Source organism: Nostoc sp., from assembly GCF_036917755.1.
GTDB lineage: Bacteria > Cyanobacteriota > Cyanobacteriia > Cyanobacteriales > Nostocaceae > Nostoc.
Map to the genome: position 1 here is coordinate 24,183 of NZ_JBALFC010000121.1, position 25,304 is coordinate 49,486.

The window sequence follows — 25,304 nt, forward strand, 5'->3', positions numbered from 1 at the left end:
TAATTTATGATCAACTTAAAAAAATGGAAAACTTTAAAATCAAAAATGGTCTTAGATCATTACTGGTGTAAGGTCAGGCAAGATGAAATAGAATTGTCCAATGGTCAAATTATCGATGATTATTTTGTCAATATTAAGCCTGATGTTGCGATGATTTTACCTATAACTAGTAGTAGAGAAATAATTTTTGTCCGGCAATATAGACACGCCGTAAATGAATTTTTATTAGAATTGCCAGCAGGGAATTTCGATCCCACAAAAGAGAGTGCAGAAGTAGCAGCAATTAGAGAACTGACAGAAGAAACTGGTTATATTCCCCAAGAATTTAGAAAAATTGCAACTCTATACGATAAGCCGAGTAAAGATACCAATCAAATACATTTATTTTTAGCAGAAAATGTGAGCCAAGTAGGAGAGCAAAAACTAGATATTACCGAAGAGATTGAAGTTATATTAATTTCCGTAGAATCAGTTTTAGATAAAATTATTCAGGGAGAAATTTCTGTTGCGGGAACTGTAGCGGCTCTATTCTTAGGTTTGAAGTTTCTAAATTATTAATAATCTATAGAGTTAATTATTATGGCGATTCCCAAAATTCCAACCTTTGTCTTTACAGGAACTTCTAATACTTTCCTCAAAGTTGGCCCAAGTCATATCATGTCCGGGCAATTAAGCATAATCTGGAAAACCTCTCTCTAAATCTCTCTCCTTTTAGGAGAGAGACTTTGAATAACCCTCTCCCCATTCCCCTAAAAGGGGAGAATAAGGTTAGAGGGGATAAATCAAGGTAATTACTAGCTTTCTGAAGTTTCCTGGGAGAACTTCTTATGGATATTGATAACTCAAGTCAATCCCAGTCACATCGTATAGCCGCACTACCAATTGGGAGCCGCCCTGTTGTTGCAGCGATGAGTAGCATTCAGCTATTCAATTGTCAAAGTCTCGTTTAGTTTAAGTAGCCATTGATAACATGGCTCATCAATTGGGGCAATGTCCCTACGTCGCTGTGCTAAAGATTCTGTGTAAGCTATGAGCCAAGCAGAAGCAAGTTCTTGCTCAGTTGCGGCCTCTTCTGCCAATGTACGAGCAAACTGTAGCTCTACCCATTTTTTAAAAGTAACTATTTCCAGGGATATCCCAAATATTTCTTCAATTTCATTACATCTAGGCATCAGTTCATCAATTCGTTCAGCTTCAAGACTTGTAACGAAACCAGCCTTTCTAACGGCAGGATGTACTTCCAGTTTTTCTGACAATTCCTCAATCTCATCTCGCAAGTATGACTTACCATACTTGGCATCCCAAGCTTCCACAATTTGCCTATCCTCTAAAAGTTCAATATCACCAACATTGCCATGCTTTTTATTGGCTGAACGCATTTGTGAAAGTGGTTTTAGCAAACTGTCGGGAAAAACTTGGTGTTCTTGCATAGCCTGCATTAAGCTATGCATAGCTATCTCCATTAAACGAGCCGCATAATCAGATTGATTAATGTGACGCAGTATGAGACTTAATGAAATGCCTTTATCAACAACTGTTGCTCCGAGAAATAATGTCAGATTTTCAATAGTTTGTAAAGCTAATCTTCTAAAGTTATCTGCTTGATTGAGTAGTTGCGAAAGAAGATAGCGCAGTCCTACTTCAGAAACTACTTCGTCTTTCTCAATTGCCTCAACAAGACTTACCCACTCAGAACGTGCGCCTCTCATGTTGGCTTTATATACAAATGAATACGGGTAATTTTCTGCTAAACTGCGTGTCATCATGAAACCATCCGCATTCAATCTTAGTAGTTCATATTTTCGTAACACAGGTGTAATGTATTGCTTATCGAGAGAACGCATAGAGATACCATCACACCAAGAAAAGTCTCTTGTAGCCGTACTCCCTTTGTGTAACCTAATACTCTGCTCTGGCTCAATTGCCTTAACGCACAACTGTAGAATTGACAAACCTACTAATGCTCTACCAACTTCGCTAGTCACTGACTGTACAAGTCTATCTAAAAGATATTTATGTGCTTGGTTCAAGGCTAAGAAATCAAGATTCGATGAATAATCTCTGCAAAATAATATCTGTCTTTCCAAGTAACCTGTAGATAGTTCTACTGCTATTTTCTTGTACCGTATCTTTGCAGCTTGACTCATTCCTCCTTCTTGAAAGTATTGAATTGTTCCATCAGGTAAAACCAACTCACTTCTGTTTGTATAGACTCTCAGGTGTAGCTCATTCATGATTTGTTTATAGACTTTTGCGAAGTTGTACGCTTTTAGGGTTTAGTGTAGGAAAGGCGTAAGGAATCAAATACTCACCTTTGGGAATTTGTGGGTTTGTGTTGTGATTTCTAACTTCGTAGCCCATAGCTCGCAAAGACTGAAGAGAGGAGAAGACATCTTCTGCTTTCACACCCCATCGGTCTGCAAGCTCTGTAGCTGAAAGTTGAGTAGCAGTACCAATACACCTCGTTACACATTGGACTACACGCCAAAGTGGTTTAACTTTCAACTGAGGATGAAAAGTTATTATTCCACTAATTCGGGCATTGTATTGATAATATCCAGACAACTGAACTAAATCCGCTTTTCCTGTAGCTTCAGTTAACTTTTCTTCAAAAGCTTTCCAAAGAGATGTATATAACTGTGTATCAAGAGCCTTAGCACAAAGCTTAACTGAACACGTTCCCAGAACCCATTCATCATGACCGCAAGACGGATTAACATCTATCACGAATTGATATTCTTCTTCGCAATTATCATTGATATCTGCTGTGAACAGCCAGCATGAATCATTCAAATCGTAGGATATATAAATTTTTACACCTTCAGAAGTTTGTTTTGTTGTCCAAGAAAAATCAGCAGATAAAAATCTGATCATTTTTCCCTTCTCTTCATATTGAAAACGAGGTATAGATAAAATTTTTCCTGCTTGACGTAAATCTGTAATTGCAGATTTAGCCTTTTGAGAATAAATTTCCGTTAACTTTCTCTTGCGCTGGCGAAAACCTAGTTTTGTATTTTCAGGTAAGTAACTTATAGGGAAAGGTAATTTAAATTTAATTACTTGTTCTAAAATACTAAGAGCCAATATCCGCCCAAGTTGAGGAGGCACTGAATTTCCAATTTGTTCAATAGAAACCTGCCTATTACCAATAAGTTCATAGTCATCAGGAATAGTTTGTAATCTCTTTAACTCTGCAATCGAGAATTTTCGATTTTCCCAACTGAAAGGCCCGGTGTATTGTCCTCCCTGTGCTTTAATTGTTCGTACTGGATTTGTTGGATCTGCTTTGTACAGGAAATCTGAAAATTTTGATCTCCAGCTAAATATTGGGTTGGGATAACCCATCTCTTTTGTATAAAAACTATAGTTCAGTCCAGGTGGAATATGTTCGAGTAGATGTCCAAAACGTCCGCCTATACCTGTTTCCATTTCTGAAATATCAGCGCCTTCTACAGCTTCTCCTGCTGAATAATAAGGATTTTGATTCAGAGAATCTGGACCATGAGTAGGATAGGGAAATAAATATTCGCCTTCTTTTAATCCAACAATAAATAAACGTTCTCGATGTTGAGGTACTCCATAATCAGCTGCATCAAGAATCCGAAAATAAATATTGTAGCCAACTTCTCTAAAAGCTTTTTGAATTTCTTGCCAAGCTTTTCCTCCATTGGCACCAGTTATTCCATATACATTTTCAAATAAGAATCCTTTCGGCTTAAGTACATTGAGAATACGAACATATTCTTGAAATAGTGTACCTCTAGCATCAGTTGTTCCAGACACTCCAGCAGCTCTACGTCCGGCAGCAGAGAAAGTTTGACAAGGAGGACCTCCAATAATAAAGTCTACTGTCAGATGAGATTCAGGTAAATAATCTCTAATATCAATGCAGACAGCTTCAGAGCCTTCTAGCCATTTCTCTGGTAAAGAATTCCTTTGTAAAGTCTGAACATACTTGGCTTCAAGCTCTACCATTTGAATAATTTCAAAGCCAGCATCATGAAATGCAATGTCTAATCCACCACCACCAGAAAATAAGCTGAGTGTTTTAATGGGAGTATGCCCTTGTTGCATCAGCCATTGGCGGAGAGATTTACCAAAATTATCAGTCCATGCTGGTTCTTGCGTGACTCTAAGAATGGCTAAAATATCTTGGAACCAAGTTGTATTAATTGGCTTGGAGCTAGACAAATCGAAAGAAAGAGACAACTGTCGCATTGCATAACCTAAATATAACGCTTGTCAGTTGTGTACAATACACTTTGGTAAAGGAAAGGGACTAGGGGATTAAGGATTAGAGTAGTGTATTCCATCCATCTGAAAACTGCTATATATAATAAAATCCCCTCTCCCCATTTCCCCTAAAAGGGGAGAATAGGGTTAGAGGGGATAAATCAAGGTAATTACTAGCTTTCTGAAGTTTCCTGGGAGAACTTCTTATGGATAGTTCTAGTGGATTCCCCATCAGCAGCTACCGTTATCAAATAGTCCATTAAACCATCTGAAAAGGGCAGACGTAAGTGGAAAGTACCATCGGGTTTGATTTTGATGGTATGACCACCAATGTTTACGGTTGTGTTTGGTTGGGTTGCTCCGTGAATAATCAACTCAGCATCTGCCACAAACCAAAAATCTCCCTGAGCATGATTGAAAACCCGAACATGAGGTGAACGGGCGATGAGTAACCAACGATCGCCATCAGCAATATAGCCAATTTCAACCATGTAATCGCGATCGCTGACGGGAATAGCTACGAAGCGATCGCGTGCTACCTCTTCACATTCATACTGCTGGACAAGGTGGGGACTTTGATAACTCAAGTCAATCCCAGTCACATCGTATAGCCGCACTACCAATTGGGAGCCGCCCTGTTGTTGCAGCGCTTGGTTCTGAGTCTTGGAAATGTACCAAGAGACATAAGCCCACTTGGGAGTGCGGGGTGTCACCACAATACTGCTCTCTTTTTCACTGCTATTTTCTTGGGCATCTACTAAGCCAATAGCTGTTTCGCTTGTTAACGCTACATTTTCGACTCTGGGATCTGGATGGACAGGACCGAAGACATGAACGATCGCGGAATGAGCGATGAATAACCAGCGTAGTTTACCGCCGTAGGCATCGCCATCAGCGACATAGCCAATTTCAGCTCTGTAGTCGCGATCGCTGACGGGAATTTCCACAAAGCGATCGTGTGCTGTCTCTTCACATTCATACTGCTCGACAAACTGAGGACTTTGATAACTCAGGTCTATCCCAGTTACATCGTAGAGGCGCACTACCAATTGAGAGCCGCCCTCTTGGCGCAGCGCTGCTTTCTTGGTTTCGGAAATCTTCCAAGAAACATAAGCCCACTGGGGAGTGCGTTGTCTAAGGACAATACGGCTCTCTTCTTCACTGCTCTTTTCTTCTACATCTACCAAGCCAATAGCTGTTTCGCTTGTTAACGCTACATTTTCAACTGTGGGATCTGTTGTGGGATCTGGATGGACAGGACTGAAGACACGAACGATCGCAGAACGGGCGATTAGTAACCAGCCTAGTTTACCGCCGTAGGCATCGCCATCAGCGACATAGCCAATTTCAGCTATGTAATCGCGATCGCTGACGGGAATAGCCACAAAGCGATCGTGTGCTGTCTCTTCACATTCATACTGCTGGACAAACTGAGGATTTTGATAACTTAAATCTATCCCAGTCACATCGTAGAGCCGCACTACCAATTGAGAGCCGCCCTGTTGTTGCAGTGCTGCCTTCTTAGTTTCGGAAATCTCCCAAGAGACATCAGCCCACTGGGGAGTGCGGGATGTTAGCACAATACGGCTCTCTTCTTCAACTGTGGGATCTGGATGAACATGACTGAAGACACGAACGATCGCAGAACGGGCGATGAATAACCAGTGTTCGCCATAAGCGACATAGCCAATTTCAGCCATGTAATCGCGATCGCTGACCGGAATTTCTACAAAGCGATCGTGTGCTGTCTCTTCAGATTCATACTGCTGCACAATCTGGGGACTTTGATAACTCAAATCTATCCCAGTCACATCATACAGTCGCACTACTAATTGAGAGCCGCCCTGTTGTTGCAGCGATGCTTTCTTGGTTTCGGAAATCTCCCAAGAGACATGAGCCGATGTCTCAGTATGCGGTGTCAGCACAATACTGCTCTCTTCTTCTGCATCTCCCCAATCAATATCTGTTTCATCCGCAAGCGCCACATCATCAATGATGGGATCTGGATGAACAGGACTAAAGACACGAACGATCGCGGAACGGGCGATAAGTAACCAGCGTAGTTTACCGCCGTAGGCATCGCCATCAGCGACATAGCCAATTTCAGCTATGTAATCGCGATCGCTGACCGGAATTTCCACAAAGCGATCGTGTGCTGTCTCCTCAGATTCATACTGCTGCACAATCTGGGGACTTTGATAACTCAAATCTATCCCAGTCACATCATACAGTCGCACTACTAATTGAGAGCCGCCCTGTTGTTGCAACGCAGCTTTCTTAGTTTCGGAAATCTCCCAAGAAACATGAGCCGATGTCTCACTATGCGGTGTCAGCACAATACTGCTCTCTTCTTCTGCATCTACCGAGCCAATAGCTGTTTCGGCTGCAATCGGCACATTCTCAACTGTAGTATTAGGTTGTCCTTGGGCATCTGATGCCAAAGTGGTAGCCCAGGCTCCAATCCCTGCGCCTGCTGCTAAAGCCGCAGCAGCAGCAAAATCTGTGGAGTCAGCTTCAGCAGCACCTTCCCCAACAGTCGGTTCTGCTTGCGATTCCTCCTCTAGCAAATTGACAGTGGGTTCGGCCTCGTCCGCGACCACATTCAAGGCATCTTCTGGGAATTCTGGCAAATCTAGCAGTGAGGCTGTTTCTGCCTCTGACGGTTCTACATCGGCTGCCAGTTCGCCAGACTCTGATAAAGACAATTCATCTAGTGAGGCTGTATCATCAGTTGAGGTGATACTCTCTAGCCAGTTCAATTCGGCTTGAAGTTCCTCATCTATCTGATCTTCACTAACTTCTGTGTCCCAATATCCAAAATCAGATGTTATTTCTGACACATCTGGTAATTCTGGGAGTGGGGCTGTCACATCAGATGAAGGCAGTTCCACATCAGATGTCTCTTCTGGAAGATTAGCCAGGTGAGGATATGAATTATTTACTACAGCTGCTGGGGCTTCTATCTCCCATGCAACTTGATCGGACTCAGGAGGGTTTGTCTCCATATAATTATCTAGATCGACTGTATCATCAATCGCGTCTATTTCTGTTTCTTTGTTGCTAAAAGCAGACCAGGTAGTTGCCCCGATGCCCGTTGCTAGAGCCGCACCACCCGTTAAGGCTGCGGCTCCCAAGTTGTGATTTTCTGATCCATTAGTAGTTACGCCTGATGTTGTGCCTTCATAGAGGTTAGAGGTGCCATTAGTTGCCTCTTGTACGAAATTTGATGTCCCCTGAGTCGCGTTCTCGGTCAGGTCAGATTGTGTTTGAGCATAGATGTTGAAAGGAGTGCGATCGGGGGTTTCTTGCTCTTGAAAGTGCGGTACTGGCTGTTCCTCATGCATTGCTCCGTTACCAGAGTGAGCTGTGCTGGCATTTAACGCCGCCGTTTCTCCATCTTCTGTACTGGGTGGATGAGGATTTGATTCTGGTAAGTTGTCTGTTTTATCAGTAGGCAATGGGCGTTTTACCACAACCCACCATAGTAAGCCTCCAGCTAGAGGAATAAAAAACAAAGGTAGCAGCAACCACAATGGTGTTTTCTTGTCTACAATTGGACTCTTTTGTGCTGGAGCAGCTACAAAGGGCTGTTCGCCAAATACAGAAGAACTCGCACTAGGGGAAGGCGTAGCAGCAGGTGTTGTCTGGGCATTCGGGGAAGCCGTGACAGCAGGTTGTAATACGCTGGCGGCGATCGCCTCGGCTTCAGTAGTTCTAGCTTGTTCTATAGCTTGCTGTCCTGGGGGTGCCAGGGTAAAGCCGAGAAAATCTACTGTGGTTAAGCTGGGATTTTTTTTGTAAACGTAAACTAAAGGTTGGGAGAAAGGATATTTAGGATCACTTGGCAAGGTTTGATGTAATTGCAGAACTCGCACATCTTTTAACTTTGACACCTGATTAGCTAACACATAGCTGATGCCGTCTTTGCCTAGTTGTTTGACGATTTCTGCGGTATTATCCTCAGTTAGTTGGGTAGCATTGGAACCTGTAGTAAAGTTAGCACCCTTGAAGGCTGGATAAGCACGGAAAGTCTCACGAGTATCGCTCGTGTTCGGGCGATCGATTACCCGAATCTTCCCTGGAGTCCCTCCCAGTTGTGACCAATTTGTAATTGTTCCCCGGAAAATCCGGGCGAATTGCCTACTGGTTAAGCTTTGCTTGAAAGGATTATCTGCACCAACCACGATCGCAATCTTCTCACGGCGCAAGCGAACTTGCTCTAGTCCTTGGGCTTTTTCTGCTGGTGTCAATCCACGCCCGATTGCTGCTATGTCAATTTTGCCATCTAATAAATCTTTCAGTGCTGTACCAGTGCCGTTAGCAGCAATTTCAACTTTTGTACCGAAAAACTGTTTTTCAAAACTTTCTTTCAGGCTTTGGTTGATTGCAGCCAAGCTACTTGAACCGTCAATCCGCACTGTCGTCCCATTCTGCACCGTTTGCGGCAGTGAAAAAGAGGGAGCTTCAGGTTTAGATTGTGCCAGCATCGGTGTAGATCCCACCAGAGTTGCTGCGAGCGGGGTCGTAGCTAAGGCAACCCATAATACCAGCCTGACTATTGAAGTATCTTTTTTTTCTTGTTGCCACATATGCCCTTGATTAAAGTAAAAAATAGAAAGCCTGCCAATCCTAAATCGCTCTCTTTTTAAAGATTATGGAGGAGACGCGCTAATTATACATCTGAGTTATCTTTACTTCTAATTCTTTCAGCGCACTTATACTGATTTATACTTCGCCTTAGCTTGTATAGCATGATAATTTATACTCTAAATTGACAAAGTCTGTTTACTATAAATTTTTCTAATTTATATTGCAACTTATACCAAGTTAATTGCTTATGGCCACAATTATGAATTATTGAATTACTAAAACTGGTAAAGTGTAGCAAATTCAATATTATTTAACAATATTATTTTCCGAGACGTAGCAGTGCTAAGTACAGTTTTGCGTAAAAGCGTAGCGTTCTGAATGCAGGGGAACAGATTGGCATTGTCAGCCGACACATTGGCATTGCAGGGTATTGCAAAATTTAATTTGCTACGAATTACAGCTATTTTCAGGTAAATAGACCACGCGGGTAAGGGCACAGCAATGCTGTGCCCCTACGACAGATGTGGTTCAAATACATGATTTCTGCTGTAATGAAATGCTGTACTAAGTCTCTACAAGGGTTCTACATCTTTGAGATAACAATGACAATCTGGCTTATCAATCAGTGACTCCACCAAGGCATTTAGGGCAGTTGCAGCTAAAGCGCCACCTCCCAAAGTCCCTTCAACTGTAATAAAAGGTATCCCTTGTTGCATCAGTTGTCGCTTGGCTGCGGGAGCATGGCTAAAGCCAATGGGCATTCCAATTACTAATGCGGGCTGAATTTTCTGATTAGCGATCGCAATTGATGCTTCGAGAAGTACTGAGGGAGCATAACCAACTACCAGCACGCAACCCTGACTTACTTGCTGCAATTTTTCTCGCCATTCTCGATGTTGCCAAAATGCAAGTTCCGCCTCTGTAGCAGTGGTAATATGGGGGTTATCAATTAAGGTTTCAATGTGGCATCCCAAATGAGATAATCGGGTTTGATCTAAAGCAGCTGCAACCGTTTGGGTATCGACAACAATTTGACAACTTGAAGATAGGGCTTCTCGACTAGCGGCGATCGCATCTCGACTCAATTTGATAAAGGATACCAAACTGACATCGCCACAAGCCAAAACCAATTGAGAAATTAAATGTTGTTCAATTTCTGAACGGTTAGACAAATCAGGTAGTAAGCCTTGTAGCGATTCTGTAAAAGCTTCCGAGTGCGTATGAATTTCGGCATCCAAGCCACTCCAGAGATTTTCCAATCCCCCCAATCCGGCTTGAGTTTCGACATCGAGTAACTTGAGTTGTGCCAAAACTTCCGCCTGGATAATTTGACAATGGCGATCGCGCCCCAATAATCCTTCTAATGCTGATGCAGTTTGTCGCAATTGGGAAATTTGTTGCATCACCGCCCGATATTGCTGCTGAAGTTGTCCCATGAGGTTAACAGTTGTTTCGGCTTCTGGTTCCACCTCCAAAATCTGACGGATATGGTTTAGCTGAAACCCTTGCTGCTTGAGTGCGACAATCCGTTGCAAGCGAAGAACATCTTTTTTGGTGTAGAGACGGTAATTGCTGCGCGATCGCACTGGTTGCGGTAGCAGTCCCAATTGATGGTAATGTCTGACCATCCGCGGAGTTAAACCGCCGCCTACCAAGTGCGTTAACTGCTTAATTGTCAGATCGCTACTTTTGATTTCCACGAATTACGCTATTAATTAAAGAGGTTAATTGTTGTCGAGGGGGCGTTTAGGAAAGGCGATCGCTTTTAACCTAGCTTAGTTAAACTACCTGCTAGCCGATAATTTTTTCTGTATATTAGCTGCTTGGATGACGTTGTTGTTGCTCGTAAATACCTGAATCTCTGGAACAACAGCATAATCCATGTCATGTGTGATAATTTTAATTTTACCTGCTCCTGCTCTGCTAATAGCTTCGAGAAGTAGTAAGTCATAGCCATCAACAGCTTGAGTTTGGAATCTGTTTAGTGCTGCATCGGTTGTTGCGTCATCTACTGTCAGATCAACAGGAATAGCCAGCGCCTTAACCTGACTCCAAGCGGACTGAACTTCGGCAACAACATTCATTCGTTCATTTGGATAATTATGGCGGTATTCCTTAAGTGGCAAAAACCCATAGGATTTTATATAAATGTTATATTCAGTTTTCTCAATGATATGAGCAAGTTCAGCCAAAATTAGCCCAGAATATGTCAGTGTGGCTCCATTTAAAAGAGCTTGGTTGATATATTTGAGATAATTGCTGAATTTGGAAACTTTAGTACCAAACCCAGCATTTGTATAAGTCTGCCAAAACCAAACGTTGGTATCTACAAGAAAAATATCACCCTGCTGGGGATTATCAGTTTTGATGTCAATGATATCAGCTTGGATGTTAAGATTGACCACCATACTTTAAAAAGTTGCAGCCTGCTCTGCGATCGCTGCATCAACCGCATTACGAAATTGCTCATCGGAATAGTAATGCTTCGCATTTGCAATCACACGCTCAAGAACATTCCACCCCTCAGAACTTATAGCAGTGAACTCAACCAGTCGATTAAGGTTATCTACTGAAATATCCTTCAAGAGATGACCGATCGCCAAGTTGAAAAAGGGAGATGCAAAGACCTGAACTCCTGTAAAATCCAATTCTACAGGGTTGCCAGTAAGCAGAACTGGATGAATCTGGTCATATACCTTCTGTCCACTCTCAGCGCTAATGGCGTATTTCCCCACAACATCAAAAATTTTGTATGCCATTCCTCTATCTCCCTCTTTAAAATAACCGCTTCTTAAGTTGATGAGCTTCAGTTGCTAGGCAGTAGCAAGATTCATCACACCGAATTGCAATATTAATCAGGGTTCCTCTCAAATTAGTACATTTGTTCTTGTTTATAATATTATCGTCTATATTGACATATCCGTCATTACTAAAGATTGTAAGGTTTCCATGATTTTTTACGATGAAGTCCTGCAATAAATTTAAGCCTGCGCCACCGGAGATACTGTCTTGCTTAGTGCTATTTCCAGGCTCGAACGCCCACTGTAGAGCCTCATTAGCAGTCTTGTCTGAGTTCTGAGGTAGAGAGCGAACATTACTAGGGATACCAATACCAAAGTCGATGACTGTTAGATGAAGAAAACCAAGCTTGGGGTAACTGCTCAATTTCATCCCTAAGTTTGAATAACTTATTAAAATGATGAGGATTGTCATCAATCTTGGTTATATAAAGAATTAAATTTGGCTGGTTTTTAGTCTCTAAGAGCAAGATAACTCCGACTATTGCAGATATTTATTAGTTATTTATATCTTGAACTTTAACACTGGTATCAACAAGATTTAGCATTTTTTGCGATCGTGGAGCGTGCCAGAGGCAATTGGTGTCAGAGCATTTTTCAGGCTAAACCTTGACATTAACATCAATGTCAAGGTTTAGCCTGAAAGAGTCCCTGTTAATTCACCTCTCATGCTCTACCCCCAACGTTTCACCCAATTCACCAGAGAACACGCAGATACAGTAGCCGCCCTTTTGTGTGGCTTACTGCTATTTCTCGGATGGTTCGCCTTACATCTTGGCGCTTTGGGATTGGCGTTCTTGCTGCTACCTGCTGCTTACGTGATTGGTGGTTACGAAAGTGCGCGGGAGGGATTGACTACCCTCTTCAAAGAAAAAGAACTCGATGTAGATTTGCTGATGATTGTGGCGGCCATTGGTGCTGCTAGTCTTGGCTTATGGCGAAGAGAATATCATTTAATTATTGATGGGGCAATTTTGATTCTCATCTTTGCCATCAGTGGCGCATTAGAAGGCTATGCTATGCAGCGAACTGAGCAGAGTATTCGGAGTTTGATGAGCCTGACACCAGATACAGCAAGGGTTTTACATCAGGGAAGAGAAGAGGAAGTTTCCATCACTCAGCTAAAAGTGGGTGATGAGATTGTCGTCAAACCCGGAGAACTAATTCCTACTGATGGGATAATTTTATCTGGTTACAGCACCCTGAATCAAGCTGCAATTACAGGCGAGTCTTTACCTGTAGAGAAAACAGTGGGTGCAGAAGTATTTGCTGGCACACTCAACGGCTATGGTGCATTGCAAGTTAAGGTACACAAACCAGCCCAAAGCAGTTTAATTCAGCGTGTGATTCGCTTAGTAGAACAAGCGCAGACAGAAGCACCTCCTTCGCAAGAGTTTATCGATCGCTTTGAGAAGAGATATGCCAAAGTTATTGTAGTAGCTGGGATATTACTGGCAACTTTACCGCCATTTCTCTGGGGTTGGGATTGGGAAACGACGATTTATCGCGCCCTTACTTTCCTAGTGGTAGCTTCTCCCTGTGCGCTGATGGCGGCAATTATGCCCACGCTGCTTTCGGGAATCGCCAATGGTGCAAGACAGGGGATTTTGTTTAAGAATGGGGCGCAGTTGGAGAAGATTGGCAAAGTTAGAGCGATCGCATTTGATAAAACTGGTACTTTAACAACAGGACAGGTGCAGGTATACAAGGTAATTTCAGCTAGTGAATACACTCATGCAGATGTATTAAAAGCCGCAGCTAGTGTAGAATCTTCTTCAGAACATCCCATCGGCAAGGCAATTGTCCAGGCGGCTGGTGAAACAGTTCGAGTCTTGGCGGTTCCCGTCGAGTCGAAACTGTTGAACCCGAAGGGTGATTTGGATTGGGTTGGTGCAATCCAAGTGCAAGCTATACCAGGACAGGGAATTGTCGGAATCGCCCAAGAACAACAGGTAATCGTGGGGAATGCCGTTTTTGTGCAACAGTATGTCACAAATTTACCTGAAGTATTGCGAGAAATGGCTCAATCTTTAGAGCAAGAAGGTAAAACTGTGGTTTGGGTAGCGAAGAACCCCACCCCCAACCCCTCCCCGCTCTTCGAGAGGGGAGCCGGATTTGAGGTGATGGGTGTAATTGCGATCGCAGATGAAGTAAGATCGCAAGCAGCCGCAACCATTACTCGGTTAAAGAAACTGGGAATTGAGCAAATTGTCATGTTAACCGGGGATAATCAGGAAACTGCTCATAGTGTCGCCAAAGCAGTCGGAATTGATCGGGTATATGCTCAACTTTTACCAGAAGATAAGCTGGATGTGATCCGCCGTCTACAGCAAGAATATCAAACTGTGGCAATGGTAGGCGATGGGATCAATGATGCACCAGCCTTAGCGCAAGCATCTGTAGGTATAGCGATGGGAATATCTGGGAGTGATGTGGCATTGGAAACCGCAGATATAGTACTGATGGCAGACAGGTTAGAAAAAATTGCCGTGGCGATACATTTGGGTAGGCGATCGCAAGCCATAATTAAACAGAATATAGTCGTAGCCTTGGCTTTTATTATATTGCTTTTGGTGGGCAACTTTCTAGGAAATATTAACCTACCCATTGGCGTTATTGGGCATGAAGGTTCTACAGTCTTAGTTACCCTCAGTGGTCTAAGATTACTCAAATAAACCACTCTTCTCTCTTTTCGGGGAACCCGCTATTAGCGCCTGGCTCACCACTTTGGCATCACTAACACATGAAGTACCCCAACCTGCAACGCTCTGGTTGGGGCTTCCAACATCAGATCAACTAATCGCCAACTTTGCAGTACATGCAGCGTATAAAACTCCTTAAATGTACGATAGCCCGAACCATGAAAGGCGATTCCTTCGGTAAGCTTCGCTAACGCTATCGTCATAACTTCCGATAGATGCATCCGGGAAGTGCTGCGACGCTCTCCAGTCATTGATGGTAGCTGCGGTACTTGTTGCCACATCCTCTCCCATGAGGAGCAGAAATCATCGACATCACAAAAAATTTGCGTTACATCCAGCCGAGATACAATAGATTCCATCGCTGAGACACCATGCGTATTTTTCCTTTAATTCAAGTCTCAGCCTTTTTTTGTACCTTTTTCAACCCGTCGAACTTACGTTATATTACAGCAGAATTCCGAATTCTGAATCCAGAATTCAGAAGTAAAACAGGGTTTATACCTGGCTTTGGCACGAATCGTTGTGTACTTCACCTTCCTTGAAATCTGCTGTATATTGATGTTTCAAACAATATTACCAATACAAACCTAGTCCACAGCCTAAGTCCGACGTTTTTAAGGTGGGTTCCAACTGAGCCTTCTGAATTGACTCACGAGAGGATTTTCTGTAAAGAAAGCAATAATTCATTGACAGTATAGGGCTTCGACAAAAACGTATTCACACCAATAGCAGCTACTGCACTGAGCTTATTGTCAGACATAAGTCCACTGCTGGCAATAATTCTGACTTGGGGGTTGATTTTTCGCAGGGTACGGATGGCAGTTAAACCATCCAGCGAGGGCAGCATAATATCCATTAGTACAACACTAATTTTGTCCATATTTTTAGCGTATAGCGCGATCGCCTCAATGCCATCACTCGCAATTAGGGTTTTGTAGTTGTGAGTTTCTAATGATGTTCTCGTAATCTCTTGAATGGCAGTTTCATCATCCACAACCAAAATCAATTCTCCTTTTCCTGTTTGTGGTGGCAAATCTTCTGGGCTGAATGTTTCCATTCCCCCCACTGCTGGCAAGTAAACTTTAAAACTAGTGCCACTTCCCGGTTCGCTATACACGTTTACAAAACCTCCATGACTTTTAATGATCCCCAGGACGGTGGAAAGTCCTAACCCTGTGCCTTGTCCGACATCTTTTGTGGTAAAGAATGGCTCGAAAATTCTATCTAAGATTTCTCTAGGAATCCCAACTCCGGTATCGGAGATAGTAATCACTGTATAAGACCCTTCTTTGGCTTCCAGGTTCATCCGAGCATCATTTTCGTCAATCAACAGATTTTCGGCAGAGATACTCAAACTACCGCCATTGGCCATAGCATCGCGGGCGTTAACGCAGAGGTTCATCAGCACTTGATGCAGTTGAGTGCTATCTCCAGAAACCATCCACAAATCCTGCGGTACATCAGTGCTGATTTCTATAGATTTAGGAAATGTCTCTTTCAAAATCTTGGCAACTTCCACAATCAAATGCTTGAGTTGCAAAGTGATGCGCTTCCCTTCCACACCCCGCGCAAAGGACAGCACTTGTTTGACTAAATCAGCGCCGCGTTTAGCGTTGATTTCCAAAATCTCTAGTAGATGGTGGGTGCGTTTATCCGCATCAGGAAATTTCAGTGGTAACAGTTGCGCTCCTGCCAGAATCGGTGTGAGGATATTGTTAAGGTCGTGAGCAATGCCACTAGCTAGAGTGCCAATACTTTCCAAGCGTTGAGCGCGAAACAATTGGGCTTCTAAATGTTTTTTGTCGGTAATATCTGTGTCAACGGTGAGAATTGATTTGGGTTTGCCTTGTTCATCGCATACCAGACTCCAGCGACTAGCAACAAGGATTTCTTTGTCAGTTTTGGTAAGTTTAGTTAACTCCCCCTGCCACTTACCTTTACTAATAACTTGCAATAGAGCTGCTTCGATTTCTGGTGAAGGTTCGTCAAACAAAAGCTCACTAGCATTTTTGCCGCAAGCCTCTGTAGCTTGCCAGCCGTAAAGTGTTTCTGCGCCTTTGTTCCAGAAGATAATTTGATTGTTTAAATCTCGCACGCAAATGGCATCTGTGGTGACATCAAGTAATGCTGCTTGTTCGCGGATTTTTTCTTGTGCTAATTTGCGTTCGCGTAGCGCAGCTTGCTGTTCGCGTAGCGCCGCTTGCTGTTCGCTAATATCGATACTGGCACAAGTCACGCCGACAACTTCTTGCGACTCATTCCGCAATGGCTCGACAGTTAAATCGTAATATCGAGTTGTATCTTTGATTCTAATTGATACTTCTTCTCGTGTTCCTATGCCCGTGGTTAGCACCCCACGTTTAATTGTGGTGAGACGTTGAGCATCTTCAACTGGAATGATATCCAAGTCTTTTTTGCCCAACATTTCCTCAACCATCAATCCATCGGAGGGATTGTAAACCCAAGTGTACCGTAACTCCCGATCCTGGTTGTAGACAAAGATGGGAGAGTTTTTCAGGGCAACCCGAAATCGCTCCTCACTATGACGCAGTGCGTCGTCTGCCCGTTGACGCTCGATGGCATAACGCATTGAGCGCACCAGCAAGTCGCCAGTTACTTGCCCTTTCACCAAATAATCCTGCGCTCCTTGCTGCATTGCCCTAATTGCCAGGGTTTCATCGTCTAAACCCGTCAGCACAATTATCGGAGTTGCTTTTGCCTGATGGTGAGCGATGACAAAGGTTTCAAGTCCCTGGCTATCTGGTAGCGAGAGGTCTAACAAAATCACGTCAAAAATTTCGTTTGCTAGGTAGTTGAGTGCTTCCGAAAGCCGCTCAACGGGCATCAAATTAACTACAACTGTCGTAACTTCCTTTAAAAACTCCTGTAATAAAAAGACATCACTAGAGTTATCTTCTACTAACAAGACTTTAATATTTTTACCTGCCATTTTCCCTACTCCGGCGGCAGTTTTACGATCGCAAACCAAAAATTTTCTATTGATTGGACAATTTTAACGAATTGATCGAAATCTACTGGCTTAGTTATATAACAGTTGGCATAAAGGTTATAAGCTTTGAGGATGTCTTCTTCAGCTTGGGAAGTCGTCAAAATTACTACAGGAATTCGTTTGAGGTTTTTATCTCCTTTAATTTCTGCTAATACCTCCCGCCCATCTTTTCTAGGCAGGTTTAAATCGAGTAGTACAATATGTGGATGGGCTACTTTAGCATACTTTTCTTGTTTTCGCAAGAATGCCATTGCCTCTACACCATCTTCGACCACGTTCAAGTGAATCGAGATTTTGCTATCTTCCAGGGCGATGCGTGTGAGTTGAGCATCGCCAGGATTATCCTCTACTAACAAAACCTCAATAGGCATAATTGCTGTTATGGTTCTCACCATTGCTTAAGAGCTCTATCTGGAATTGTGAAGTAGAAAGTCGAGCCTTGACCCGGTTTCGACTCAACCCAGATCCGGCCGCCGTGGCGTTCTATAATTTTCTTACAAATTGCCAGACCAATCCCAGTACCTGGATACTTGTCTCTACCGTGTAAACGCTGAAAAATTATAAATATACGTTCAGCATACTGGGATTCCAAACCAATACCATTATCGCGCACCCAGAACAAATATTCGTTTTGAGTTGGGGATGAGGGGGATGTGGGGGATGAGGGAGATGAGGGAGATGAGGGAGATGTGGTAGTCTTTTCTTCCCTTGCTATCCTGCTCCTCTGCTCCCCTACTCCCCACTCCCCACTCCCCACTCCCCACTCCCTACTCCCCACTCCAATATGAACTCGTGGCTGCTGATGACGACAAAATTTGATGGCGTTGGCAATCAGGTTTTGAAATACTTGTGTCAGTTGGGTAGCATCAGCCATCACTGACGGTAGAGTATCATGAGTGACAACTGCCCTACTATCGGCGATCGCAATTTGAAGATTAGCGATCGCCTGTTCTAAAACAACACTACAATCAACTGGTATAAAGGGCTGTCCACGGCTGCTGACGCGGGAATAGTTCAACAAATCGTTGATCAGGGTCTGCATCCGGCTGGCCCCATCTACTGCGTAGGTGATAAACTGATCGGCATTGGCATCTAGTTGATTTTTGTATCTTCGCTCTAGTAGTTGTAAATAACTAGTTACCATCCGCAACGGCTCTTGCAAGTCATGGGAAGCGATATAGGCAAACTGTTCCAATTCTGTATTGGAACGAGCCAGTTCCTGACTTTGCTGGGTTTCTTTTTCTAATAGTTGGGCTTGAGATAAAGCAATCCCAATTTGATTACCTAGTTGCTGTAACAACTCCGTCTCAAAGTTATTCCACTGTCGAGGTGCGACACACTGATGAGCCAGTAACAAGCCCCAAATGCTCTCCCTGACAAGAATCGGTACTACGAGGTTAGCCCTGATAGCAAATTCAGCAAGGAATTCTCGATGGCAGGGGTGAATATCAGCAGATTCAATGTCTTTAATGGCACTGACTCTTCCTCGGCGATATCTTTCTAGGTATTCTTCTTTAAAGCAGATGTCGAGCAGATTTTTTCCGAGAATTACCGGCCAACCAGGCAACACCGCCTCTTGCACTACTGTTCCCGAACCATCAGGCCACAGTTGAAAAATCAAAACTCGGTCAGCTTGTAGTAATTTTTGTACCTCTATAACCGTGGTTTGAAGTATTTCGTCTATTTGTAAAGATTCTCGAATTTTTAAAGTGATTTCGGCAAATAATTGCGATCGCAGATTCTGTCGCTTTAATTCCTCTTCTACCTGCTTGCGATCTGTGATATCTGTATAAGAACCCACCATCCGCACTATATCACCCAATGCGTCCCAAAGTGCCTGTCCTCGATCTAGAATCCATTTATAGCTGCCGTCTTGGCATTGGACTCGATATTCACAGACGTAAAACGGTGTTTTCTTGGCAAAGTGGTCTTGGAAGGCTTGAAGTACAGAATCTCGCTCATCGGGATGGATTCGTTGTATCCATTCATCCCAACCGTTGGAAACTTCGTGGTCTTTATAGCCGAGCATTTCCTTCCATCGAGTTGAGAAGAACACTTCATTAGTCTTGAGGTTCCAATCCCAAATACTATCATTATTACCATGTAATGCTAATTGCCAACGTTCTTCACTTTCCCGTAGTGCTTCTGCTGTTTTTTGCCGTTCAGTAATGTCTGGAAAATTTAGTTTCTCGGTAATTTGAGATACCTCAGTTACATGACGCCTGAGTTCTAGTTGGTCGATTACCAAGCGACTCAGGGCTATAAGCGCCTCCACTTGTTTTTGGCTCAATTGCCGTGGAACTTGGTCAATTACGCACAGAGTTCCCAGCATATCTCCCTTTGGGCTAATTAAGGGTACACCTGCATAAAAGCGTATATATGGATAGCCAGTTACTACTAGATTATTTGCCAACTCTTCATCAGCTAGGGTATCAGGAACCACTACAACGTTACGCCGTTCTTGGCAAAGGTAAGATAACCCAACACTCCGGGGCATTTCTGATATATCTAAACCTACTTTTGCCTTAAACCACTGACGATTTTCATCAATGAAATTTACCAATGAGATGGGAGTCTCACAAATAAATGCCGCTAATTGAGCAAGATTGTCGTAGGCTTCTTCGGGTTCGGTATCAAGAATTTGATACCGGCGGAGGGCTTCTAACCTCGCCACTTCTGTATCAATCTGTCTAGCTTTCATTGAGTTTTCTTAAAAAATCTAAATTTAATATTCAGTCAGCAGTTTGGCTATCTCAAGAGTAGCTTAACGTTTTTTAATAGGTTAGGACTTACGCATTGACAGACATAACCAAATATGAGTCACATCTCGTTACAAGGCTCTGCCCATTGGCGACGTTATTGCTAAAAATAAAAAACTCCACCCACAAGGGGGATGGAGTTTTTGGGCATGGGGAATGGGGAATGGGGAAGAAGTTACCTGTTTGGCCCATGCCCTATGCCCTATGCCCCAAGCGGCGGGGCGGCTATCCCTCTACAGACACCTGGGGATGGAGTTTCCCGCCGCTTTCAATGAATTTATATTAAAAATTAGCGGATTTATTTGTAACTAATATGTATAAATTATCATCCCCAAAAATATAGATATTTACAACTATAACAGATTCTATTTTGCTACCCGTGTTATCAAAATCCTTAAAATATTCTCAATATTTGTTTGTATTCTTTAATCTTAACTAATGGAGGTCATCTGCGGCAGAAAGGGCGATCGCATGATCAAAAAATGGTATCGAGTCCAAAAGCTAAAAGCAATATTCGTCCTAGCATTGGCAGTTGTATTTACTAATGCTGTAGTCTCCTATGGCAACACTGTTAAGCTGATTCACAACCAGCAAGAGGTGACATACTCCTATGAAATTATTACCCAACTTGAAAATATCCAATCTACATTCAAAGATACTGAAACTGCACAACGTAATTATTTAATTACAGCAGATGCAGATGATTTACAAACCTATCTTGCAGACTATCAACAAACCAATAGCAATATTCAGATTCTCAGCAATTTAACTGCTGATAACCATCAAAAGCAGCAGTGGATTTCTTTGTTGGAGCCGAAAATTACCAATAGGCTCAACATCCTGCAACAAGAAATTCACCTCAGACAAAACCAGGGATTAGAAGCAGTTCGGCAGCAAATCTTATCTGATAAAGACAAGCAAATCGGCAAAGATATCCAACAGTTAATTCACGACTCTTTAAAGGCGGAACAAAATTTATTACAGCAGGGAGTGCAGCAGTCACAAGCGAGTTCCCAAAAGGCAATAGTTATATTTTTTATCGCGGCTATTGTAGATTTGGTGCTGGTGACACTGCTGTATGACTTGTTGTGGCGTTATATCAGGCAACTTCAGCAGACGGAACTGGCCTTATGCCAAAGCGAAAATCGTTTAGAAGCCATGATAGATGCAGAACCAGAATGTATCAAGTTAATTGCCAGGGATGGCACCCTTTTAGAAATTAATGCCTATGGGCTGGCAATGATGGAAGTAGAAAGTGCTGATATTTTGATTGGTAAACCTGTTGATGCCGTAATTGTAGCAGAGTATAGAGCAGCCTTTGCCGACTTGCATAAAAGTGTCTGCCAAGGTAACAAGGGGACTTTAGAGTTTGAAATTGTGGGATTTAAGGGCACCCGCCGCTACATGGAAACTCATGCCGTACCACTGCGTAACGAATCTGATGGGACGTTCATGCATTTGGCACTGATGCGAGATATAACCCAGCAAAAACAATTGGAAGCTCAACTTCTGCGATCGCAACGTTTGGAAAGTATTGGTACTCTAGCTGGCGGTATCGTCCATGATCTCAACAATATACTATCCCCAATTTTAATGTCAGTTCAACTGTTGCAAAAGAAATTGCCCGACCAGCAGAGTCAGCAAATACTGCAAACTTTAGAAAATAATGTCAAACGCGGCGCTAATTTGCTTAAGCAAGTTTTGTCTTTTGCACGGGGTATTGAAGGTAAACGGACAATTGTGCAAATTCAGCCATTGATGGCAGAAATTGAGCAAATTATCACTCAAACATTCCCCAAATCCATCATCTGCCAAATAGATATCCCCAAAAATCTGTGGTATGTCCGTGGAGACACAACTCAACTACATCAGGTGCTGATAAATTTAGTAGTCAACGCCCGCGACGCGATGCCCAATGGCGGGATTTTAAGGATTGTGGCGGAAAATCTGGTGATTGGTGAACATTCTGCCCAGATAAATATTAATGCGAAAGTGGGTTCTTATATTGCGATCGTGGTGACGGATACTGGTATGGGGATGTCGTCGGAAATCCAGCAACGGATTTTTGAACCATTTTTCACAACTAAAGACGTAGGCAAAGGTACAGGTTTAGGACTTTCCACGGCGTTGGGCATCATTAAGAATCACGGTGGTTTTGTCAATGTTTACAGTCAGGTAGGTAGAGGTACTCAATTTACAGTCTACTTGCCTGCCTTAACATCCAGAGACACACATTCGCTGTCTCCAGAACTGGAATCAGTTACAGGAGATGGCTAATTGATTTTGCTGGTGAAAGTATCACAGACTACAAAAAATCCTAACGTTCGCCCTTTTGAAAAAAGTTTTTAATTTACTGAAATTTTGTAGAAACTAATGAGTTACTGGTAGACATAAATCTAAATATTTTTTGGTTCAAACAAATTCAAGCGTAAATAATGGTCTACTAATATTATAAATTATGACATATTTTCTAATAAAGGGATTTTTTTAGCACTTCGACGAACTAATTCTTCTAGTATTAGAACATTTCTTTTAAATGATAGTTGTTTTGGGTCTAAAGAGTCTACTTCAGGGAATACAGATATAGTGGCTATTACAGATTTAGATAAATAGTTGCTCCATTCTTTTGGGTAATTTGCACCTTTTTGATTCTCTTTTAGTATAAATGTAGAAGCTCCTGAAAATATATCTGCTAATTGTATTCCGTGATATTGCCGAGAATCAACAAATTCAATGTTATCTGCTAGATTATAAGTTATGGGAGTTGCTTGATTATTAAGCTCCAATAATACTTGGTTTTCATTATTAATCATCGGATTAAAAAAAATAGATTGTTCTTGTAAAGGTTTAGACCTATCGCAAAAAACTTTTAACTGTTTATATTTAAGTCCCCATTGAGCTAAAAGAAGATGAAGCGCACTGTTACTAGCATCTAAAACCCATTTTTCTATTCCAGAACCTTTTAAAGATTCTAATTCTTTTTTAACTATATCTCTATTAAAAAGACAAAAATCTCTAATTGCTTTAAGAGATGGTGAAATTCCATCTACCTCTATAGAACTAAAACTATAAAATAAATCATCATCAGTTTTATTGAGTATAAATTTATAAAAGTCTTCAAAAATTTCCTCTGCATATTTATTGTAATGCTCAAATTCAAAGTATAAAATATTGCTAATAAATTTGTGGAAATTAAGCTCATAAAATAACTTATTGTTACTTGATATGGTAGGCTCAAAAACATATTCAAAAAACTTACAGGCTAAACTATATTTTTTATGATATATACTAATTTTAGTATTTTCATGAAATGTAGAGAGAATTTGTGTGATTATTTGTTTACCTTTACTATGTTTAATAAGACTGCTAAATTTTAATTCATTTTGAATCTTATTATCTTTAATTATTTTTGCTACAAAATCTTTAGCTTCTTCATGACTAATAGCAACAGTAGTATATGCAAAATAAGGATTATCTTTATCTAAAAGATTATTGCCTGTGAATCCAGACTCATCACAATAAATTTCTTGAATAGTCATTTAAATTTTAAAAATAAAGTTTCAAAAGTATTTGAGTCGATAACCGTAGAATTAAAAGCTGTTAGCCTCTGTATTTGATGTCTGTTTAGGGTCATAAATACCCTGGTAAGTCGTAAAAATTCTATATCTTGGTAATACTAAAGCAATTCCAGTGTAACTGTGAGGTAGCCCGGTCTTGTTGTTCCAACAAAGAGGGACTGCCGAACCCGTAGGGTGAATTTTACCGGGATATTTATAGGGAATATCATCTGGTACGCTCCCACCAATGCGAAAACTAAAGCCAAGTAGCCATATATACAAACCAGGTAGTAGTAAATCCATGCTATATGCAATAGCTCTCATTGCCTCATTTTCTTTGAAAGAAGTACAATTTCTGGCTAGAGCGAAATTTTTGGAGATATTTTTCAGGTTTGTGGTTTCTAACATGGTCTTAATTTCAATCCCTAATAGAGATTTTAGTAAGTTTCAAGAGTTTCAATCCCTATCAGGGATAAGGTATTTTGCAATGTTTATCTCTTAATTGTAACAAGTGGATTCCATTGAGTAGGGTTTTTGAGAGCATTTTTCCCATCAGCCAAAAATTAGCGATGCGAATTGGTATAACCAACGCGCAAAACTGTGAAGGTATTTTTCTGCTAATATTTTACAGATGTTGTCAAAGTACTATTAAATCAACTTTATTGGAGCTAACTGCTAGTGAGTTTAAATGTGAGAAAAATTAAACTACTGAGTTTGATATTAATTAGTTTGGCAATGGTGTTGTGGTTTAATTTGCGTTCCTCAACACCGTCAATACCGACTGTTGCATCTTCACCACCAAAAACTATCCGCTACTTCGATCGCACTTTGCCCCAAAGCATAGCTCATATCCTGTTAATTCCAGCTAATAGCAAATTTTTGGTAACTCCTACATTATCAGAGAAGGTAGCCACCATAGAGGAATTTGCCCAGAAGGATCGAGCCGTAGCTATCTTGAATGCAGGCTTTTTTGACCCAGTTAACCAAAAATCTACATCATATATTGTCGTACAAGGGAAGTTGGTAGCTGACCCCAAGCAAAACGATCGCCTGGTGAACAATCCCAACTTAAAACCTTACCTGAGTCAAATATTCAATCGCACAGAATTCCGCCGCTACTTATGTGGGCAAACCGTTCGCTATGATATTGCTCTACACAGCCAGCCACCACCAGCAGGTTGTAAGTTAGTCGATGCTGTAGGTGCAGGCCCACGGCTGTTACCAGAACTCACGTCAGTACAAGAGGGCTTTGTGGATAATACCAATAAACGAGATGCACTTGGCAGCAACCAACCCAACGCCAGAACTGCTGTCGGTATCACCCGTGATGGCAGCCTTGTTTTAGTTATGGTGGCTCAAAAATCCTCGGCTCCCGCTAACTCTGGGGTGTCCTTGCCAGCATTAGCTGATTTGATGAAAACTCTTGGTGTCGATCAAGCGATGAATCTGGATGGAGGGAGTTCGTCTTCGCTGTATTACAAGGGCAAAACCTTTTACGGGAAGGTTGATTTGGAGGGAAATTCTATCAAGCGTCGGGTGAAGTCGGTTTTGCTGGTTCAGGAAAACTAGTATTGAACAGTATCATTGCAGCGATTGGGCTTTGTTTGAGCTACGCCTACCCACTGGTAGATTTTTGCCATAGCACCAATCCCCGA

General features: G+C 42.0%; 17 protein-coding genes and 1 pseudogene. 5 read left to right on the forward strand and 13 right to left on the reverse strand.

Annotated elements, in window-relative coordinates; all coding sequences use genetic code 11:
• Positions 1-6 precede the first annotated feature (6 nt).
• On the forward strand, positions 7-558 hold the full coding sequence (locus V7L05_RS26780; protein ID WP_335168661.1) for an NUDIX hydrolase: 552 nt from the start codon (positions 7-9) through the stop codon (positions 556-558).
• 365 nt (positions 559-923) lie between these two features.
• Here V7L05_RS26780 and V7L05_RS26785 read toward each other — a convergent pair whose 3' ends face one another.
• The 7 genes from V7L05_RS26785 to V7L05_RS26815 all read right to left on the reverse strand — a co-directional run bounded on the left by V7L05_RS26785 (position 924) and on the right by V7L05_RS26815 (position 11,988).
• Complete coding sequence (locus tag V7L05_RS26785) at positions 924-2,234, reverse strand: hypothetical protein (protein WP_335168663.1); 1,311 nt, start codon at positions 2,232-2,234, stop codon at positions 924-926.
• A gap of 7 nt (positions 2,235-2,241) precedes the next feature.
• Entirely contained in the window at positions 2,242-4,218 is a 1,977-nt protein-coding gene (locus V7L05_RS26790; protein WP_335168664.1) for a DNA cytosine methyltransferase, read from the reverse strand.
• Positions 4,219-4,406: 188 nt separating this feature from the next.
• The gene (locus V7L05_RS26795) at positions 4,407-8,822 is read right to left on the reverse strand and encodes a DUF4912 domain-containing protein (RefSeq protein ID WP_335168666.1); all 4,416 of its coding nucleotides are present in this window, start codon (positions 8,820-8,822) and stop codon (positions 4,407-4,409) included.
• 573 nt (positions 8,823-9,395) lie between these two features.
• Positions 9,396-10,517, reverse strand: coding sequence for a precorrin-8X methylmutase (locus V7L05_RS26800; protein WP_335168756.1), 1,122 nt, complete (start codon positions 10,515-10,517; stop codon positions 9,396-9,398).
• A gap of 90 nt (positions 10,518-10,607) precedes the next feature.
• Positions 10,608-11,231: a hypothetical protein gene (locus tag V7L05_RS26805; RefSeq protein WP_335168668.1), complete on the reverse strand. Its 624-nt coding sequence runs from the start codon at positions 11,229-11,231 to the stop codon at positions 10,608-10,610.
• 3 nt (positions 11,232-11,234) lie between these two features.
• Positions 11,235-11,582: an STAS-like domain-containing protein gene (locus V7L05_RS26810; RefSeq protein WP_335168670.1), complete on the reverse strand. Its 348-nt coding sequence runs from the start codon at positions 11,580-11,582 to the stop codon at positions 11,235-11,237.
• Positions 11,583-11,598: 16 nt separating this feature from the next.
• Positions 11,599-11,988: a hypothetical protein gene (locus tag V7L05_RS26815; protein ID WP_335168671.1), complete on the reverse strand. Its 390-nt coding sequence runs from the start codon at positions 11,986-11,988 to the stop codon at positions 11,599-11,601.
• A gap of 301 nt (positions 11,989-12,289) precedes the next feature.
• On the opposite strand from V7L05_RS26815, the gene V7L05_RS26820 reads away from it, so the two are divergent.
• Positions 12,290-14,296: a heavy metal translocating P-type ATPase gene (locus V7L05_RS26820; RefSeq protein ID WP_335168673.1), complete on the forward strand. Its 2,007-nt coding sequence runs from the start codon at positions 12,290-12,292 to the stop codon at positions 14,294-14,296.
• 125 nt (positions 14,297-14,421) lie between these two features.
• On the opposite strand, the pseudogene V7L05_RS26825 reads toward V7L05_RS26820, so the two are convergent.
• The 4 genes and pseudogenes from V7L05_RS26825 to V7L05_RS26840 form a co-directional block, all read right to left on the reverse strand.
• Positions 14,422-14,682 (reverse strand): annotated as a pseudogene (locus tag V7L05_RS26825) (IS982 family transposase); the annotation flags it as partial.
• Positions 14,683-14,972: 290 nt separating this feature from the next.
• Positions 14,973-17,273, reverse strand: coding sequence for a hybrid sensor histidine kinase/response regulator (locus V7L05_RS26830; protein WP_335168677.1), 2,301 nt, complete (start codon positions 17,271-17,273; stop codon positions 14,973-14,975).
• A gap of 5 nt (positions 17,274-17,278) precedes the next feature.
• A complete protein-coding gene (locus V7L05_RS26835; protein WP_442937029.1) occupies positions 17,279-17,728 on the reverse strand; it encodes a response regulator in 450 nt (149 codons plus the stop codon).
• Entirely contained in the window at positions 17,722-20,034 is a 2,313-nt protein-coding gene (locus V7L05_RS26840) for a GAF domain-containing protein (RefSeq protein WP_335168679.1), read from the reverse strand. The genes V7L05_RS26835 and V7L05_RS26840 overlap by 7 nt, the downstream gene beginning before the upstream one ends.
• 207 nt (positions 20,035-20,241) lie before the next feature.
• Between V7L05_RS26840 and V7L05_RS26845 the strand changes: the two genes are divergently transcribed.
• Positions 20,242-20,367: a hypothetical protein gene (locus V7L05_RS26845; RefSeq protein ID WP_335168681.1), complete on the forward strand. Its 126-nt coding sequence runs from the start codon at positions 20,242-20,244 to the stop codon at positions 20,365-20,367.
• Positions 20,368-20,530: 163 nt separating this feature from the next.
• Positions 20,531-22,369, forward strand: a complete 1,839-nt coding sequence (locus V7L05_RS26850) for a CHASE3 domain-containing protein (protein ID WP_335168683.1) — start codon at positions 20,531-20,533, stop codon at positions 22,367-22,369.
• 179 nt (positions 22,370-22,548) lie between these two features.
• On the opposite strand, the gene V7L05_RS26855 is transcribed toward V7L05_RS26850, so the two are convergent.
• Positions 22,549-23,631 (reverse strand): DUF3800 domain-containing protein, encoded by a 1,083-nt coding sequence (locus V7L05_RS26855; RefSeq protein WP_335168684.1) that lies wholly within the window; start codon positions 23,629-23,631, stop codon positions 22,549-22,551.
• A gap of 51 nt (positions 23,632-23,682) precedes the next feature.
• Complete coding sequence (locus tag V7L05_RS26860; RefSeq protein WP_335168686.1) at positions 23,683-24,057, reverse strand: hypothetical protein; 375 nt, start codon at positions 24,055-24,057, stop codon at positions 23,683-23,685.
• 282 nt (positions 24,058-24,339) lie between these two features.
• Here V7L05_RS26860 and V7L05_RS26865 point away from each other — a divergent pair, with 282 nt between their 5' ends.
• Positions 24,340-25,218: a phosphodiester glycosidase family protein gene (locus V7L05_RS26865; RefSeq protein WP_335168688.1), complete on the forward strand. Its 879-nt coding sequence runs from the start codon at positions 24,340-24,342 to the stop codon at positions 25,216-25,218.
• Positions 25,219-25,304: the final 86 nt, after the last annotated feature.